The organism is Pseudomonas putida (assembly GCF_001636055.1).
Lineage (GTDB): Bacteria > Pseudomonadota > Gammaproteobacteria > Pseudomonadales > Pseudomonadaceae > Aquipseudomonas > Aquipseudomonas machongensis.
Map to the genome: position 1 here is coordinate 2020713 of NZ_CP011789.1, position 16050 is coordinate 2036762.

Genomic DNA, 16050 nt, shown 5'->3' on the forward strand with positions numbered 1-16050 from the left:
TGGACGCTCGGCGACCCTCGAGGCGGCTCGACGGTAGCAGAACAAGATGTAAGCAAAGATTTCAGTGCGCGGGAATTCACAACGTTTTACGTCTGTGAAACAGCGGTCCTGATCGGTACGGCAGAGGCAATAACCCTACCGTTAATCCGATTATTTTACCTATGGCAAATGGCCAGCTAGCCTGCAAATCAGCGTCAGGGATAACGCTGAATACTGGGACCATGAAGGGCCCGCCTCTTGTGTCGTCCCGACGCTTTATCTGCTGAGGAGACGATAATGAGAAAACGACCGAAACACCTGGCCTGCCTGGGCGCAGGCTTCACCAGCGTACTGGCCATGGCCGCTGTGGCAGACAGCCCCGTGCTGTCGCCGCAGATTCCCTTCGATGTCACCGTCGTGGCACCGCCCACACCTACCCTTGAAAGCCTGCAGCACGATTTCGACCTGTTGTCGTGGAAGACCTTCGTCGCCCTGAACTGGCCGGCCAAGCCCGATGGCAGTGCCGACACCGATGCACCGATCGGCAAGCCGAACACAACGACGGTGTGGGAGTCGTGGAAGGAGAGTTACGAGATCTTCCTGCCCAAGGGGCAGAAACCTGTAGGTTGGCACGAGAAAGCCCCGCTTCCCGCGGCCTGTGAGGGCAAGGGCAACCTGCCTGTGCTGCAGCAGATGGGCAAGGTCGCCGGAGTGCTCGATGAGTTCATCCAGCCGTTCAAGACCGGGCCACTGGTCGACCAGAGCGGGCAGTACACGCGCAACGCGATCATGGTCAACCAGCCGATGTTCGACGATATCGTCAACAACGGCCTCTACAGCAAGGAGGGGCAACAGGCGTTCCTCGGCAAGAGCGACAACCGCATCGCCTTTGCCTGCGGTTCGAACGAGGATAAGCGGGTCGGCGCGATCATGGTCAAGTCGGCCTGGAAGGTCCTCGACGCAAGCGACAAGGCCGATGAGTTCCATGCCGTCGATGCGCTGGTCTACACCCCGGGCAATGACGATCCGGACAAAGGGGCGCTCATCCCCGAGTCGTGCAGTGCGCAGAAGGTCGGCCTGGTCGGGCTGCACATCGTGCACAAGACCCAGGACGCGCAGCAGTGGGTGTGGTCGACGTTCGAGCACGTGCGCAACGTGCCGGAAAAGACCACGCCGGTGAGTGAGCGCAAGGGGCCGTACCTGTTCTATGACGCCAAGGCCGATCGGCCGATCAACGAGCCGCCGGCGCAGCCGTGGGATCCGTCGAAAAAGGCCGAGCCATCGCAGATCGTGCGCGAGATTCCGATCACTGCCGCCGCCCAGGCGCTCAACCAGCAGTGGCGAGGCGCGCTGGCCGGCACGGTCTGGGCCAACTACCAACTGGTCAGTACGCAATGGCCGACCAAGCCCGCCAAGGATCCGAAGTGCCAGGTACCGGACCCGGTCAATCCCTTGGGCTCTCCGGCGCCAAGCTTCCTGGCCAACGCGACGCTGGAAACCTACAACCAGGGCACCGTGCCGCAGGCGTCTTCGAGCTGCATGGAGTGCCACAACAACGCGACCACCCGGGTGACCGAGTCGCCGCGCACCAGTTTCGCCGACTTCACCTTCCTGCTTGAACGTGCCCAATCCACTGGCGCCAAGGAGTGATGCCATGAACGACCAGAACCTGCAGAACTTCATCGAGCTTTCGGCACTGCTGACGGGCCTGTCCAGCGACCACCTTGCTCCGTCCGACGACCCGGTCAACCTGCCACCGGTGTTTTTCGCCACAGCGCAAAGCGGCATGGGCGCGGCAGCCTTCAGCCATCTGCTGGAGCTGTTTGTCAGCCTCAAGGGTCGGCCCGAGAAAGAGATCGCCGCCGCCATTCTGGACCGCAAGGATTCACCGATCGCCCAAGGCGCGCGTTCGATCATGAAGCTCTGGCTGCTGGGCAGTTGGTACCAGCCCTACGACCTGAAGGACGCGCAGAAAACCCAAGGTGATATCCACGTGGTTTCCGACCAGGCCTACAAGGAAAGCTGGGCGTGGAAGATCGCCCAGGCCCATCCCATGGGCTACAGCCAGTATCACTTCGGCTACTGGGCCGAGCAGCCACCAACCCTCGAGCAATTCACCGGTGTCAAAGCCAAGGAAGGGCAGCAGCCATGAGCCTCGTACAAGCCAAGAACATCGAGCAAGCCGATGTGATCGTCGTGGGCGCCGGCATGGCCGGCAGCGTGATGGCCTACCAGTTGGGCCTGGCCGGGCTCAAGGTACTGGTGCTGGAGTCGGGGCCGGCGATTCCGCCGAACCGCAGCGAGTACCTGGAGCGTTTCTACACCGCGGTGCTCAAATCGCCTGAATCGCCCTATCCGCCTGAGCAGAGCGAGCAGACCCCGGACAAGCAGTTCGCCCCCCGGGCCACCATCCAGGACCTGATCACCGCCGGCGGCAGCGACCCGCACAAGGAGCAGAAAAGCTACCTGGTACAAAAGGGGCCACTGCTGTTCGCCAGCACCTACGAGCGGGTCGGTGGCGGCACCATGTGGCACTGGATGGGCACCGCACTGCGCCTGTTGCCCAATGACTTTCGCATGAAGTCGGCCTACAACGTCGGGGTCGATTGGCCGATCAGCTATGCCGACCTGCAGACCGCGTACTGCCGCGCCGAGGAGGAGATGGGCGTGTCTGCCGACGTGGCGGCCCAGTCCTACCTCGGCGTGACCTTCCCCGAGGGCTACCAGTACCGCATGCACGGCATCCCGCCTTCGCTGGTCGACCAGGGCGTGGCCAAGGCAATCGACGGCAAGCGCTATAACGGCATCACGCTGAAGGTGCGCCCGACCCCGGCCGGACGCAACTCGCAGAACGACAACGGGCGGCGGGTCTGTGCCGGTAATACCAGCTGTACGCCGATCTGCCCGATCCAGGCCAAGTACGATGCCACCGTGACCATGGCCAAGGCGCTGGACACCGGCAACGTGCGCATCCTCTACCAGACCGTGGCCAGCAAGGTGCTGGTGACCGACAAGCAAGTCAGTGGCATCGAGTTCATCCAGTACCAGGCCGATGGCAAGCGCAATGATGGCGTAGCCCAAGGCCAGCGTTACGTCATCGCCGCCCATGCCATCGAGACGCCGAAACTGCTGCTCAACTCCAAGAGCAAGGATTGGCCGGATGGGGTTGCCAACAGCAGCAAGCAGCTTGGCTGTGGCTTGTCGGACCACCCGGTGTACCTGGCCTGGGGCCTGATGCCCGAGGGTAAACCGCTGTTCCCGTTCCGTGGCCCGCTGTCGACTTCAGGCATCGAGGAAATGCGTGACGGCGACTTTCGCAGGAAACATGCGGCCTGGCGTATCGAGATCGGCAACGAGGGCTGGAACTGGTCGCAGGAGGACCCGTACAAGGCCGTTTGCGACTACATCGACGGGACCAACGAAGGCGGGACCAACCCCAAGACGTCGGCGCTGTCTGGCAAGGAGCTGGTGCAGCAGCTCAACAGCGTGCTGACTCGCCAGTTCCGCCTGGGCTTTCTGGTCGAGCAGTTGGAAAAAGACCCGGACAAGGCGCTGTGTCGAGTGAAGGTCAGCGATACCCTCACCGATGGCCTCGGACTGGCTCGACCGGAGATCGAATATGATTTTTCCGACTACACCAAGGAAGGGTTCAGGCAGGCGCGTTTGGCCGCAACGCACATCATCACCGAGCTGATGGGCGCCAGCGAGCTGACCAACTTCCATCCAGACAAGAACGGCGGACCGCAAACGGTGTTCGATTATGGCAACGAACGCTATGCGTTCTATGGCGCGGGGCACCTGATGGGCACCTACCGCATGGGTAGCGACCCGGGCAAGTCGGTGGTCGACAAGCAGCAGCGCAGTTGGGACCACAAGAACCTGTTCCTGGTCGGCGACGGCGTGTTCCCCACCACCGGCACCGCCAACCCGACCCTGACCATCACCGCGCTGACCTTCCAGGCTGCCGATGTGGTGGCCAGCGACCTGCTTGCGCGCACCGTCGAGGTCCAGGCCAACCAGGCCTGGCAGGGGACCGGGGTGCAGGTCAATGGCCACAGTTGGCAGTTGGCGGTGTGCAAGGGCGGGCAGTGGACGGCCAACCCGGCGACCGGGTTCGTGGGCGCCAGGGGTAATGCCGGTTTGATCGCCAAGTCCGGCTATACCTTGCCCGGGCAGAACGAAGGTGCGCTGATCGGCCGTATCGGCAGCAACGGAACGCCGTTCCTGGTGGGGGACAAGGTGCAGTTGCCCCGCGGTCAGAAGGGCGAGCTGCAGTTGTGCATCAATGACGATCTGCAGGGGCGCTACGGGGTTGGTCTGCGCGACAACCTGGGCAGCTTGAGCGTCGAGCTGAGCTTCGGATCCTTGTAGTCCGCGATGGCAGGATGGGCACCGGCGTGGCCGGTGCTCTCCGATCACGCTTCTTCGAAATGCATCTCTGGCGGCTGCTTGCTGAACCCACCCGTCAGCACGGCCAGATACAGGATGCCCGCCGCCAGCCAGGCCAGGCCCAGGTAGATCGCCAGGTGATCCAGGCTCACCATCAGCCACAGGTCTGCCCCCAGACCGATCAGCGGGAACACCAGGAACAGCAGCACCGCGCGTGGCCCGGGTTCGCCACGGCCGATCCAGTAGTGGAACACCACCGACAGGTTGACCAGGCTGAAGGCCAGGAAGGCGCCGAAGTTGATGAACGAGGTGGAAGTGGTGACATCCATGTGCAACGCCAGCAGCGCCACCACGCCGCACAGCACGATGCTGCCGACCGGGGTGCCGAAGCGCTCGCTCAGGCGCCCGAAGAATGCCTTGGGCAGTACACCGTCACGCCCCATGGCGAACAGCAAGCGCGAGGCGCTGGCCTGGGCGGACAGCCCCGAGGTGAACTGGCCGACGATCAAGCCGACCAGGAACAGGCTGACGAACAGGTCGCCACCGATGTTGCGGGCGATCTCGTAGGCCGCCGAGTCGGCGTTTTCGAACTGGGTGGAGGGGTGGGCAAGCTGCACGAAGTAGCTGGCGGCGATGAACAGGAAGCCACCGATCAGGGTAATCAGCAGGATTGCCCGCGGGATGTTCTTGCGCGGCTCGTGGGTTTCCTCGGTCAGGGTACTCACGGCATCGAAGCCCAGGAACGAATAGCAGGCAATCGCTGCACCGCTCATGATCAGCGGCAGTTGCACGCCTTCCTTGAAGAACGGCTCGAGCGACCACAGCGGTTTGCTCGCGTCCCCCAGCACATAGTGGATCGCCAACACCACGAAGGCCGCCAGCACCAGGAATTGCACCAGCATCAGCGCGCCGTTGATGTTCTTCGCCAGGCGCAGGCCGACCACGTTGATCGCTGTGGTCACGCCGATGAACGCCAGCACCCACAGCGCCTGTGGCACGGCGGGGAAGGCCGAGTGCAGGTAGGCAGCGCCGATCAGCCAGATGGCCATGGGCAGGAACAGGTAGTCGAGCAGCACGCCCCAGCCGGCCAGGAAGCCCAGTTTCGGGCTGATCGACTTGCGCACATAGGTGTAGGCCGAGCCCGCCACCGGGAAAGCGGCGGCCATGCGCCCGTAGCTCAGGGCGGTGAACAGCATGGCGACGGAGGCAGCGAGGTACGCAGAGGGGACCACGCCGCCAGTGGTGTCGGCGAGGATGCCGAAGGTGCCGAGGACGATGATCGGGGTCATGTAGGCGATGCCGAACAGCACCACCGCACTGAGCGAAAGGGTTCGCTTGAGTCGGGCCATTACTGCTTACTCCAGATTATGTTTGTTATGCAGAGTCGAAATCGACGCAAAAAATGGCATCCCTTGCCCGTCGCGGGTCAGCGCTTTGCAGTCTGCGTGACCCTCAGGATTGTTGAGTTCCCTATAGATGCGGTGGTGTCAGCGGTTATCGATGATCAGCTCGCGCAGGCCGTTATCGTGCTCGCGCACTTCGCCCGGCAGGACGAAGCGGCGCTCGGCCAGGTAGCTGTAGTCGCGACGGGCAACATCCAGTTGCGCCAGGTCCAGTTCCAGCCCGATGCGGCACTCCTCGCGCCCGGCTTCGCAGAGCAACTGCCCGTACGGGTCGACCACCGCGCTGCCGCCGGCGAACACCAGGGCGCCATCACCCTCGCCGACGCGGTTGACCATCACCGCGAATGCCTGGTTTTCCATGGCGCGGCCACTGATCGCGGTGCGGTGGGTCGGCCCGTAGGGGTCCATGTTGCCGTTGGTCACCAGGATCAGCTCGACGCCCAGTTGGCCGAGGGCGCGGGCGCTTTCAGGGAACTCGATGTCGAAACAGATCAGCAAGCCGACCCGCACCCCCTTGAACAGCGTGGTGGCGTAGCGGTCGCCCGGAGTGAAGATGCCGCGGTCCGACGCCCACAGGTGGGTCTTGCGGTATTTCAGGGCGATGCCTTCAGCGGTGATCAGCAGGGTGGTGTTGTAGAAGCGGCCGTCTTCACCCGCTTCGGCCATGCCGACCACCACGCCGACGTCACGTTCGCGCGCTGCCTGTTGCACGGCGCGTACGCTTGGGCCGTCAAGGGGTTCGGCGAGGGTTGCGATGTTGTCTTCGCTGGGGAACCCCATCAGCTGGGTTTCAGGGAAGACCACCAGGTCGGTGCCGGCAGGGCAGGCGTGGATCGCCTCCAGGGTGCGGCTCAGGTTGTAGGCGGTGTCACCGTCGCGGCCCACCAGTTGCACGAGTTCGACCTTCATTGCTGTTCTCATAGACCCAATCTTTTATTGAAATGCCGGAGCCATGGCGGTGACATGACCGCCCGGTGAAAAACGGTCAGAATGCGCATCGGACCGAGGCAAGGCTTGCCCGAGTATGCGTCGGGCACCGTATCAGGGGTAATTACGCCCACGTGGTAACCCAACAGGGGTAGAGGCATGAACCTTACGCTGCAGGACTTGGCCTGGCACCGCTCGGTCGGTCACCTGGTCGAGACGCTCGACAAGCCCGGCTTCTGGCTCGCCCTGGTGCGCCTGCTCGATCAGTATGTGCCGTTCGACAGCTGGGTGGCCTTGCTCTTCAGCAATGGTAGACCGCAAGTGTTCGCCGAGTGTCCAGGCGAGGATGGCGGGCCCGACCCGCTGTTCCAGGACTACCTCAAGGGCCTGTACCTGCTCGACCCGTTCTACATCGCCAGCCGCGAGGCGCCGGGCAGCGGCCTGTTCCAGCTGGCGGACGTGGCGCCGGAGTGCTTCGAGCAGACCGACTACTACCAGCGCTACTTTCGCCTGAACGTGGTCGCCGACGAGGTGCAGTTCAATGTCCAGCTCGAGAAGGAGCGCACCTTGTGCCTGTCGCTGGGGACCAAGGGGCGTTTCAGCGCCGAGCAGATCACCCTGCTCGACCTGCTGCGCCCCTGGGTGGCCGGGCTGATGCGCCAGCGCATGACGTTCGAGCGTGAATTACTGGAGCAGGCAACGCCACCGGCGCCACGCTGGCAGAGTCGCCTGGAGGAAACCGTCGAGGCGCTGCAGACACCCCTGACGGCACGGGAACTGGAAGTGGGGCGCTTGATGCTCAGTGGTTGTTCGAGCAAGGAAATAGCGCGCAAGCTGGCGATATCCGCCGAGACCGTGAAAGTGCACCGCAAGCACATGTACAGCAAATTGGGCATCAAGTCACAGTCCGAGTTGTTCTCGCTGTTTCTGCAGGCGCAAAGTTGATTGAGTTCACAGAAGTCATTATTTATCCGTTCATCCTGCCGCCTTGTAATATTTGCCCTGTAGTGCCTCCTGGGTGACTACGTTTGTTCGATAACTGAACTTCACTGCCGGCTGTTTCGACCAGGAAAACAGCGCGTATTACCCAATCCGAGACATTCCAAGGTATTCGGTCCTCCAGCTGAAGGCCTTGCTGTGCCTGGCTTGTAGCCTGTGTAAAGACGCTGCATGGTGATTTGTATCAAGAGTTTTCCCAACCTTTCACAACGTTTCACAGCAGTGGCGAATATTCATTGCCTAACATGGGTCCCGTGTTAGAGAGCGACTGCCTACATCCCCTTCGGTCGCTGTCTTGCACGGACTTCTACCCGCCTCAAAGCGGCTTCTTACGAATCCCTATCCTGAAGGAGTATCACCATGAGCAACGTACCTCCAGCAAGCAGCGGTGGCGGCGCAGACGCAGCAATCGCCAAGATGGAAGCCACTTTCAACATGGCTATCGAGAAGTCGGCCCAGATCACCGAGCTGACCACTGCCAAGAAGGCTGAGCTCGACGCCACCAAACAGCGTCCGCAGAACTGACGTTGTGCCTTGCGGGCGGGGGTTGCTCCGCCCGCATGTCTTGCAACGATGCATTTTTCGGCAAGGGCCTGAATGGCCGTTGCCCGTGGTATTCACGGTGGTGCCCCGCCCATGACAGCCCTTACCGCTCTGGCCGCCGTCACCGGTGGCGCGACAGCCTCCAAGCCGGTACTCAGCGTCACCCAGGGTCTGCACCAGGGTGGCCGGATCAGTCTGGACGGCACCCAGTACACCTTCGGCAGCACACCTGATGCCGACTTCATTCTCAATGACCCGGGCGTCGAGCCCCGCCATCTGGTATTGCGCCTGGCAGACGGCAAGGTCGCAGTCGAGGCCGTGGGCGGCGAAGTGCGGGTCGAAGACCCGCAGGGGCGGGCGATCATCGTTCCGCTCGGCAGCGGTTATCGCGCTCAGTTGCCGCTGCGTATCGCCTTGGGCGAGGCGCAGTTGAGCCTGGAGCACGAACAGCCCGCGCGCGCCGCTGCCGCAATCGCACAGCCCCAGCACGCCTCGGCACTCACCCGCACCCACGTTGCGCTGGCGCTGGGCCTGATGCTGATCTGCGCCTTCGCCTACGCCATGCGTGGCGAGCCACCCAAACCCCTGGCCGCCAGTGTGACCCCCGTACCGCGCGCGCCGCAGCTGCCTTCGCTGGCGCAGGCCCATCAATGGCTGGGGCAGCAGTTGCTGGCCAACGGCCTGGAAGGCGTACGGCTCAGCGAAGCAGGCGGGCAACTGGTGGCCGAGGGGCGCCTGGACCTGACGCAGAAGGCGCGCTGGCTCGCCGTACGCCAGGACTACGACCAACGCTACGGCCAGCAGGTGATGCTGCACAGCACGGTCACCGCCCAGGCCGATGTCGCCCGTCCACGGGTGCGCTTCCAGGCGGTGTGGTTCGGCAACAACCCCTATGTGATCAGCGAAAGCGGCAAGCGCCTCTATCCCGGCGCGGCCTTGGCCGACGGCTGGATGCTGGAACGTATCGACAGCGACCAGGTGATCCTGGCCAGGGGTGAAGAACGCTTCACCCTGACCTTATAGGACCGAGCATGAGGATCGAACCGCGGCCATTGTTGCCGTCTTCCACCGAAAAGACCCCCTCCGTCGAGGCCGTACGCCCGCTACAGGCACGCCCCAACGCCCGCTTCGATGCGCTGCTGGGCAAGCGTGAAGTGGCTGGCCGCCGTTCGCTGCGCGCAGAGCTCGAGCAAGCCTGTGCCGGCGAGGAGATCAACCCGGACCTGTTCAGCGGCACCCGCGCGCTGGACCTGTTGCAGTACCTGCTGGACGAAGTCATGCCGTCGCTGGATGCCGAACCGGAGATCCGCGAGCTGGCCGAAGACCTGCTTCGTGAAGAGATCCACCTGCGCCAGTCCCTGGAGCAGCAACGCGCCGAGGTGCAGGAACCATGATGTCCCGCGAACGACACGACAGCATCGAACTGCTCAAGGGCCTGGGCGACCTCTACCGCCGCAGCGGTCAGCCCCAGCGCGCGCTGGTGATGCTGTTGATCGCCGCGCAGATGGCCCCCCAGGACGGCACGCTGCTGCGCTACCTGGCCATGGCCTTCACCGACAGCGGCAACGCCAGCCGCGCCCTGAACGCACTCGACCGCCTCACCGAGCAGGAAGGCGAGTCACCCGGCCTGTTGCTGCTGCGCAGCCATGCGCTGTGGCGCGGTGGGCGCAAGGACGAGGCGCGTCAGTGCTTCAAGCGCTACCTCAGTGCACGCAGGGCCGCCCGATGAGCCCGCTCGATCGCCTCAACGGCCTGGCGCGGGCGGCGTCCCAGCGCACCGACGTGATCATCGTGTCGTTCATGCTGATGGCCATCGCGATGATGATCATCCCGCTGCCGACCTACCTGGTCGACGGCCTGATCGGCCTGAACATCGCCCTGAGCATGCTGATCCTGATCGTCGCCTTCTATATCAACCACTCGGTGGAGTTCTCGGCGCTGCCGCCGCTGATCCTGCTGAGCACCCTGTTCCGCCTGTCGCTGTCGATCACCACCACGCGGTTGATCCTGCTGCACGGCGATGCCGGCCATATCGTCCAGGCGTTCGGTGACTTCGTCATCGCAGGCCAGGTGGTGGTTGGCCTGGTGGTGTTCCTGATCATCACCGTGGCGCAGTTCGTGGTCATCACCAAAGGTGCCGAGCGGGTTGCCGAGGTGGCCGCGCGCTTCACCCTTGATGCCATGCCCGGCAAGCAGATGAGCATCGACAACGACCTGCGCAATGGCGACATCGACCAGGCCGAAGCCCGTCGCCGTCGTTCGCGCCTGGAGCGTGAAAGCCAGATGTTCGGCGCCATGGACGGTGCGATGAAGTTCGTCAAGGGCGACGCCATCGCCGGCCTGGTGATCCTCGCGGTGAACCTGCTGGGCGGCATGCTGATCGGCATGGTCGAGCGCGACATGCCGTTCGGCACCGCAGTGCACACCTATTCGCTGCTGACCGTCGGTGATGGCCTGATCGCACAGATTCCGGCGCTGCTGATTTCGGTGGCGGCCGGCACCGTGGTCACCCGCGTCAACAGCGACGGCGCCAGCGGTGACCTGGGGACGGAGATCATTCGCCAGTTGGGCGCCAGCCATCGTGCCTTGTTCCTCACGGCATTGATCCTGCTGGGCATCGGCCTGCTGCCGGGCTTCCCGGCGGCGGTGTTCTTCGTGCTTGCCGCAGTGCTGGCTGGCTCGGCGTTCTACCTCAAGCGTCGCCAGGCGGCCGAGCAGGCTGAGCCGGTGCAAGCGCCGGAGGCCGAGGATGAACCCCAGGTGCCAGCGGTGGAGCCCAGCGTGTCGGCGAGCAAGCCGCTCAACTGCCGCATCCTCCTGGTCATGGGGCCGGGCCTTGCGGCCAGTGCGCCGGAGCAGCCGCTGCGCCAGCGCTTCGAGGCGCTGTGCCACGAGATCCGTGGCGAGCTCGGCATCGATGTGCCCTTGGCCGCCGTGCATGTGGACGCGAAGAGCGCCGCCCAGCGCTTCGTCATCGAACTTGAAGGCGTGCCGGTGAGCGAAGGTGAACTGCCTGCCGATTGCCTGCTGCTCAGGGACGACCCGGTCAATGTGCAGTTGCTCGACATCCCGATGATCGAAGCCGACTCGCCCCTGGCTGCGCGCAGCGCCCACTGGATCGCTCGTGAGTACCAGGAGCGTCTGGAACAGGCGGGCATCGGCTTCATGCTCCCCGAGGAAGTGCTACGGGCGACGGTCGAGCGCACCCTGCGCCGCTACGCGGCCGATTTTCTCGGCATCCAGGAGACCCGTGCGCTGCTGGAAAGCATCGAGGGCAGCTATGGCGAACTGATCAAGGAAGTGCTGCGCAACCTGTCGTTGCAGCGCATGGCCGAAGCCCTGCGCTACCTGGTTGCAGAGGGGGTGTCGATCCGCAACCAGCGCGCCTTGCTTGAGGCCATGGTCGACTGGGGTGGACGCGATGCCGACGCCGCGCACCTGGCCGAGCACCTGCGCGCCGCCCTGGCCCGACAGATCAGCCACCAATATGCCGACCGCAACCGGGTGATCAGCGCCCTGGTGCTGGCGCCGGCTTTGGAGCAGCAGTTGCGCACGGGCATGCGCCGTCAGGACGGTGGCCGCGAGGCGATTCCCGAGCAGGTCAGCCGCGCCTTGATGCTGCAACTGCGCCAGGCCTGCGAGCGCCTGCCCGAAGACCGCACCAGCGTACTGCTGGTGCACCCGGAACTGCGCCGCCACCTGCGCCGCTTGGTGCTGCGTGGCGACATGGAGCTGGCCGTGCTGTCGTTCCGCGAGCTGGCCGGTGAATACAACCTGCAGGCCGTGGGCACCCTCGAACTTGGCGACACCTCTCAACGCCGCTCCACCAGCGGCGCTTCGGTCACTTCTCTGGCGAGTGCTTCATGATCGGTTCATCACGCATCGGCGCTGTGTTTCATTACCGTTTGTGGCTGGGTCTGGCCGGCATGCTGCTGTCGTTGCTGGCCTGCGCCGACGAGATCGCAGTGGGCAGCCACGGTCGCCTGGACCTGGCATCGGGCGAGGGCAGGGTGCTGCATTTCAAGGCGCCGGTGGCCTCGGTGCTGGTTGCCGAGCCGGGCATCGCCGACCTGCAAGTGGTGTCCGACGGGGTGATTTACGTGTTCGGCAAGGCGCCGGGGCAGACCAGCCTGATCGCCCTGGACGATGCGGGCAAGCAACTGGCGGCCTTGAACCTGTCGGTGAACAACGCGACCCAGAGCGTCAGCCGTCCGCTGCAAGACCTGCATCCGGCCAGCGGCGCCCAGGTCAGCGCCGTGGGTAACCAGCTGGTGGCCAAGGGCTTGGTCAGGGATGTCGGCGAAGCCAGTGACCTCAATGCATTGCTCGACAACCAGAGCCCGGTACCAGCGGTCAACGCCGCGACCTATGCCGGTTCTGCCCAGGTCAACATCCGTGTGCGCTTTGCCGAAGTCTCGCGTTCCGAGCTGCTGCGCTACGGGGTGAGCTGGAACGCACTGTTCAACAACGGCACCTTTTCCTTTGGCTTGATCACCGGTGGTCGCCTCGCCGCCGACGCCGCCAGCGGTGCATCGAATGTCATCAGCGCCGGCCTCAGCTCGGGCAACGTCAACATCGACTCGATGCTTGAAGCCCTGCAGAGCAATGGCGTGCTGCAGATCCTCGCCGAGCCGAACATCACCGCCATGACCGGGCAGACCGCAAGCTTCCTGGCGGGCGGTGAGATCCCCGTGCCGGTGCCGGTCAACCGTGATCTGGTGGGCATCGAGTACAAGCCTTTCGGTGTCTCGCTGCTGTTCAGCCCGACGCTGCTGCCCAACGGCCATATCGCCTTGCAGGTGCGCCCCGAGGTCAGCAGCCTGATGGGCTCGGACACCACCGACGTCAACGGTTACCGGGTGCCGTCGTTCCGCGTGCGACGCGCCGATACCCGGGTCGAGGTCGGCAGCGGCCAGACCTTCGCCATTGCCGGCCTGTTCCAGCGCGAAAGCAGCCAGGACATGGACAAGGTGCCGATGCTCGGCGACATGCCGATCCTGGGCAACCTGTTCCGCTCCAAGCGTTTCCAGCGCAACGAGACTGAACTGGTGATCCTGATCACCCCGTACCTGGTGCAGCCGACGCGCGAGCGCGACCTGGCCACGCCCCTCGATGCCCTGCCGGGCCCTGCGACCGCTTCGGCGGGGCCACGCAGTGGCGGCAAGTTCGGCTTCTACATGAACTGACCGGGAGCGACCATGAAATCGATCTTTTCCATGTCGATGATCAGCGCCCCCGCAGGGCGCTGCTGGCTGTTGCCATTGGCACTGCTGGCTGGCTGCCAGACACACCTGGAGCCGGTCTCCTACTCCCCTGATTTCCAGCACAAGACACTGGCCAACGGCAGCACCGAGATCCTGCCGGTGGAATGCCTGAAACCGGCGAGCAAGGATGACTTCGGGCTGGACGAGGACTTCGTGCCACTGCTGCCGCCGGGCTGCGCCAACAACCTCACGCTGATGCGCATGGTCGAGCAGCCGGACGACCTGGCCCAGGGGCGGCCGACGGGCCCGACCATGGCGGCGCCCGTGGGGCGCGCCGCACAGGTCTACATCGAGGGTTACGATCGCGCCGAGCTGCGTCGACGCCAGGATGAGCAGCAAGCACGCGCCGATCGCCAGGAGAAGCAATGAAACGCGCCCATGTCCAGGTGCTAGCGACCGTCCACCAGTCCCAGCTCGCGGGCCTGGGCCTGGGCATCCGGGATCGCCTTGATGCGCCGGGCTTCGTTCAGCAGCGTCTGGCGTTCGCTGGCGGAGAGATCGTCCAGGGGCAGGCCGGCGACATCCTGCTCGCGGCCGGCCAGTACGGTGACCAGCAGTTCGTTGCGCTGGTGCCGGGGCAGGGCACGCGGCGACTGGCCGACCACGCGCACGGTGTCCAGGGCCCGTTGCGCCTGACCGCCGAGGGCGTAGGCCAGGGCCAGGTTGCAGCGGGTATCGAGGTTGTCCGGTGCCAGCGCCAACCCCTTGCTGAAGGCCCCTTGAGCGGCCGCTGCCTGGCCGCGCAGGATCTGCGCAATGCCCAGGCGGTTCCAGGCATCGGCGCTGTTGCCACGCTCGGCCGCCTGGGTCAGGGACGTGACCGCACGCTCCAGCTTGCCCTGGCGCAGTTGGGCGCTGCCCAGCCCCAGCAGGGCGTCGAGGTTGTCCGGCTGCAGTTCAAGTGCCTGCTGGTAGGCCCGCTCGGCAGCGCGCGCGTCGCCTGCGGCCAGCGTGGTATCGCCCAGCTTCTGCCAGGCTTCGGGATGGCGCCCAGGTTGCTGCGCGGCATTCTGGTAGAGCGCCGCAGCCGAGGCGGCATCGCCGCGCTGCTGCAGATCGCCCGCCAGGTGCATGAGGCGGTCGTAGCCCTCGTCGGCAGTGTGTGGCTGGCTGGTGCAGGCGCCGAGCAAGGTGCTGGCGATCAGAAGCAGGGTGGACGGCAAACGCTTGGGCATGGACAGGACTCGAGCGGACGACTGAGTGGCCATTCTAGCGACTTGATGTGTGATTTCGACTGCGCTTCATACGATTTCACAGCTGTGAGCCGCGCCAGGGAGGTAATCGCCCATGCGTAGCCTGCTCTGGCTCACCAGCATGCTGCTGGTTCTGCTGTCGTTGCCGGTGCGCAGCGACGAGGGCAAGGGCGAGCCCGACTGGTTCGCCCAACCCTACGCCTATGCCCTGGTCGACCAGGACCTGCGCGGCGCCCTGAGCGAGTTCGGGCAGAACCTGGAGCTGGTCGTGGTGGTCTCCGACAAGGTCCGCGGCAAGGCCCGCAGCCCGTTGCGCAGCAGCACTGCCGGCGACTTCCTCACCCAGCTGTGCGACAGCAACGCGCTGGGTTGGTACTACGACGGCAACGTGCTCTACATCAATAGCAACGATGAAGTGGCCACGCGCCTGTTCCGTCGCCAGCCCGGGTTGGACCTGGAGCAGTTGCGCGACTACCTGCAAAGCCTCGATGTGTACGGCCGCCAGTTGTCGCTGCGCCCTGGCGCCGAGCGCGACGAACTGCTGGTTTCCGGACCGCCCGCCTACCTGAACATGATCCAGCAGCACCTCGACAACCGACCCCAGCCCGTCGCGACGTCCGCAGCCTCCCGGAGTATCCGGGTGTTCCGCGGCGCCAGCGTCAGCGATCACTGAAAAACCACCCAGGAGAAGCCCCATGGCCGTTACCCCGATCGATACCCCCGGCAGCACCCCGAGCAGCGCCGAAGCGCGCTTCGATGCGGCGCTCGACAAGTCCCAGGACGCCTCCGACGATCCAAGCTTCCAGGAGGCGCTGGTGAACCAGGCCGTGCTGATCGGCGGGCAGTTCATCATCATGCCCAAGGCCCAGGAAATGCTGAACGAAGCCCAGTCTTCGGACGACGACGAGTAAACGGCCATGACAGCCAGTCTCGCGACCACGGCGGCACTGCCGCCGTCAGGAGGACAAGGGGGGCTCGGTGCCTCCCAGAACCTCTTCGAAAACATGGCCAACAGTGCCAAGGGCATGCCTGAAGGTGCCAGCCCTCACCAGATCGGTGAAAGCCTGATGCAGCGCCTGGACGGCTTCATCGACCGCTCGCGCACCTTCAGCGCTCGGGCCGAGTCACTCAGTCACGGCAGCCCGGCGATGCCATCGTCGACCCCGGCCGCAGGCCCGTCGCCGTTCGTGCCCACCGGCGCCGAGGGCGCGCCCAAGGTCGGTGATACCCAGGTCGCGAACATCGTCCAGTCGCTTGGGCGGATGTTCGATTACTCCATCGAAACCCAGATGGTGGTACGTGGCGCGACCCAGGTTTCCGGCTCCGCCAACACCCTGCTCAAAGGACAATGAA

Annotated in this window: 17 protein-coding genes; 14 read left to right on the forward strand and 3 right to left on the reverse strand. The window is 64.6% G+C overall.

What is annotated here, in order from left to right; translation table 11 throughout:
- Positions 1-276: 276 nt before the first annotated feature.
- The 3 genes from AB688_RS09270 to AB688_RS09280 are packed head-to-tail and all read left to right on the forward strand — an operon-like array spanning position 277 to position 4350.
- Positions 277-1629 (forward strand): hypothetical protein, encoded by a 1353-nt coding sequence (locus tag AB688_RS09270; RefSeq protein ID WP_063543596.1) that lies wholly within the window; start codon positions 277-279, stop codon positions 1627-1629.
- A 4-nt stretch (positions 1630-1633) separates the two neighbouring features.
- Positions 1634-2131 (forward strand): hypothetical protein, encoded by a 498-nt coding sequence (locus AB688_RS09275; protein WP_063543598.1) that lies wholly within the window; start codon positions 1634-1636, stop codon positions 2129-2131.
- Positions 2128-4350 carry a GMC family oxidoreductase gene (locus AB688_RS09280; RefSeq protein ID WP_063543600.1) on the forward strand — a complete coding sequence of 741 codons (2223 nt, stop codon included), beginning with the start codon at positions 2128-2130 and terminating at the stop codon, positions 4348-4350. Before AB688_RS09275 ends, AB688_RS09280 begins: the two co-directional genes overlap by 4 nt.
- A 44-nt stretch (positions 4351-4394) precedes the next feature.
- Here the strand turns inward: AB688_RS09280 and AB688_RS09285 are convergent, their stop codons facing one another.
- Both AB688_RS09285 and AB688_RS09290 read right to left on the reverse strand, forming a co-directional pair.
- Positions 4395-5717: an APC family permease gene (locus AB688_RS09285; RefSeq protein ID WP_063543602.1), complete on the reverse strand. Its 1323-nt coding sequence runs from the start codon at positions 5715-5717 to the stop codon at positions 4395-4397.
- Between the two features lie 138 nt (positions 5718-5855).
- On the reverse strand, positions 5856-6680 hold the full coding sequence (locus AB688_RS09290) for a carbon-nitrogen hydrolase family protein (protein WP_063543604.1): 825 nt from the start codon (positions 6678-6680) through the stop codon (positions 5856-5858).
- Between the two features lie 177 nt (positions 6681-6857).
- Between AB688_RS09290 and AB688_RS09295 the strand changes: the two genes are divergently transcribed.
- From AB688_RS09295 to AB688_RS09325, 8 genes are all read left to right on the forward strand, one after another.
- Complete coding sequence (locus AB688_RS09295; RefSeq protein ID WP_054892881.1) at positions 6858-7643, forward strand: helix-turn-helix transcriptional regulator; 786 nt, start codon at positions 6858-6860, stop codon at positions 7641-7643.
- Positions 7644-8057: 414 nt separating this feature from the next.
- Positions 8058-8222, forward strand: coding sequence for a hypothetical protein (locus tag AB688_RS26990; RefSeq protein WP_172964786.1), 165 nt, complete (start codon positions 8058-8060; stop codon positions 8220-8222).
- Positions 8223-8333: 111 nt separating this feature from the next.
- Positions 8334-9263 carry an FHA domain-containing protein gene (locus tag AB688_RS09300; protein ID WP_063543606.1) on the forward strand — a complete coding sequence of 310 codons (930 nt, stop codon included), beginning with the start codon at positions 8334-8336 and terminating at the stop codon, positions 9261-9263.
- Positions 9264-9271: 8 nt separating this feature from the next.
- A complete protein-coding gene (locus AB688_RS09305) occupies positions 9272-9634 on the forward strand; it encodes a hypothetical protein (protein ID WP_063543608.1) in 363 nt (120 codons plus the stop codon).
- Complete coding sequence (locus AB688_RS09310; RefSeq protein ID WP_371105658.1) at positions 9634-9969, forward strand: tetratricopeptide repeat protein; 336 nt, start codon at positions 9634-9636, stop codon at positions 9967-9969. The genes AB688_RS09305 and AB688_RS09310 overlap by 1 nt, the downstream gene beginning before the upstream one ends.
- Positions 9966-12107 carry a type III secretion system export apparatus subunit SctV gene (sctV, locus tag AB688_RS09315; protein ID WP_054892877.1) on the forward strand — a complete coding sequence of 714 codons (2142 nt, stop codon included), beginning with the start codon at positions 9966-9968 and terminating at the stop codon, positions 12105-12107. The genes AB688_RS09310 and sctV overlap by 4 nt, the downstream gene beginning before the upstream one ends.
- Before the next feature lie 59 nt (positions 12108-12166).
- Positions 12167-13426, forward strand: coding sequence for a type II and III secretion system protein family protein (locus tag AB688_RS09320; RefSeq protein WP_370671064.1), 1260 nt, complete (start codon positions 12167-12169; stop codon positions 13424-13426).
- Positions 13427-13456: 30 nt separating this feature from the next.
- The gene (locus AB688_RS09325; protein WP_063546675.1) at positions 13457-13873 is read left to right on the forward strand and encodes a hypothetical protein; all 417 of its coding nucleotides are present in this window, start codon (positions 13457-13459) and stop codon (positions 13871-13873) included.
- A 20-nt stretch (positions 13874-13893) separates the two neighbouring features.
- Here AB688_RS09325 and AB688_RS09330 read toward each other — a convergent pair whose 3' ends face one another.
- Complete coding sequence (locus tag AB688_RS09330) at positions 13894-14679, reverse strand: tetratricopeptide repeat protein (RefSeq protein ID WP_063543610.1); 786 nt, start codon at positions 14677-14679, stop codon at positions 13894-13896.
- A gap of 139 nt (positions 14680-14818) precedes the next feature.
- Here AB688_RS09330 and AB688_RS09335 point away from each other — a divergent pair, with 139 nt between their 5' ends.
- The 3 genes from AB688_RS09335 to AB688_RS09345 are packed head-to-tail and all read left to right on the forward strand — an operon-like array spanning position 14819 to position 16049.
- A complete protein-coding gene (locus AB688_RS09335; RefSeq protein ID WP_419555266.1) occupies positions 14819-15370 on the forward strand; it encodes a type III secretion protein in 552 nt (183 codons plus the stop codon).
- A 22-nt stretch (positions 15371-15392) separates the two neighbouring features.
- Positions 15393-15608, forward strand: coding sequence for a hypothetical protein (locus AB688_RS09340; protein ID WP_054892873.1), 216 nt, complete (start codon positions 15393-15395; stop codon positions 15606-15608).
- Between the two features lie 6 nt (positions 15609-15614).
- Complete coding sequence (locus AB688_RS09345) at positions 15615-16049, forward strand: hypothetical protein (RefSeq protein WP_063543614.1); 435 nt, start codon at positions 15615-15617, stop codon at positions 16047-16049.
- Position 16050 lies beyond the last annotated feature (1 nt).

Excerpts from the sequence above, each read along its gene's own strand:
- AB688_RS09270 (WP_063543596.1), top strand. The coding sequence starts at position 277 with ATGAGAAAACGACCGAAACACCTGGCCTGCCTGGGCGCAGGCTTCACC.
- AB688_RS09275 (WP_063543598.1), top strand. The coding sequence starts at position 1,634 with ATGAACGACCAGAACCTGCAGAACTTCATCGAGCTTTCGGCACTGCTG.
- AB688_RS09280 (WP_063543600.1), top strand. The coding sequence starts at position 2,128 with ATGAGCCTCGTACAAGCCAAGAACATCGAGCAAGCCGATGTGATCGTC.
- AB688_RS09285 (WP_063543602.1), bottom strand. The coding sequence starts at position 5,717 with ATGGCCCGACTCAAGCGAACCCTTTCGCTCAGTGCGGTGGTGCTGTTC.
- AB688_RS09290 (WP_063543604.1), bottom strand. The coding sequence starts at position 6,680 with ATGAAGGTCGAACTCGTGCAACTGGTGGGCCGCGACGGTGACACCGCC.
- AB688_RS09295 (WP_054892881.1), top strand. The coding sequence starts at position 6,858 with ATGAACCTTACGCTGCAGGACTTGGCCTGGCACCGCTCGGTCGGTCAC.
- AB688_RS26990 (WP_172964786.1), top strand. The coding sequence starts at position 8,058 with ATGAGCAACGTACCTCCAGCAAGCAGCGGTGGCGGCGCAGACGCAGCA.
- AB688_RS09300 (WP_063543606.1), top strand. The coding sequence starts at position 8,334 with ATGACAGCCCTTACCGCTCTGGCCGCCGTCACCGGTGGCGCGACAGCC.
- AB688_RS09305 (WP_063543608.1), top strand. The coding sequence starts at position 9,272 with ATGAGGATCGAACCGCGGCCATTGTTGCCGTCTTCCACCGAAAAGACC.
- AB688_RS09310 (WP_371105658.1), top strand. The coding sequence starts at position 9,634 with ATGTCCCGCGAACGACACGACAGCATCGAACTGCTCAAGGGCCTGGGC.
- sctV (WP_054892877.1), top strand. The coding sequence starts at position 9,966 with ATGAGCCCGCTCGATCGCCTCAACGGCCTGGCGCGGGCGGCGTCCCAG.
- AB688_RS09320 (WP_370671064.1), top strand. The coding sequence starts at position 12,167 with ATGCTGCTGTCGTTGCTGGCCTGCGCCGACGAGATCGCAGTGGGCAGC.
- AB688_RS09325 (WP_063546675.1), top strand. The coding sequence starts at position 13,457 with ATGTCGATGATCAGCGCCCCCGCAGGGCGCTGCTGGCTGTTGCCATTG.
- AB688_RS09330 (WP_063543610.1), bottom strand. The coding sequence starts at position 14,679 with ATGCCCAAGCGTTTGCCGTCCACCCTGCTTCTGATCGCCAGCACCTTG.
- AB688_RS09335 (WP_419555266.1), top strand. The coding sequence starts at position 14,819 with ATGCTGCTGGTTCTGCTGTCGTTGCCGGTGCGCAGCGACGAGGGCAAG.
- AB688_RS09340 (WP_054892873.1), top strand. The coding sequence starts at position 15,393 with ATGGCCGTTACCCCGATCGATACCCCCGGCAGCACCCCGAGCAGCGCC.
- AB688_RS09345 (WP_063543614.1), top strand. The coding sequence starts at position 15,615 with ATGACAGCCAGTCTCGCGACCACGGCGGCACTGCCGCCGTCAGGAGGA.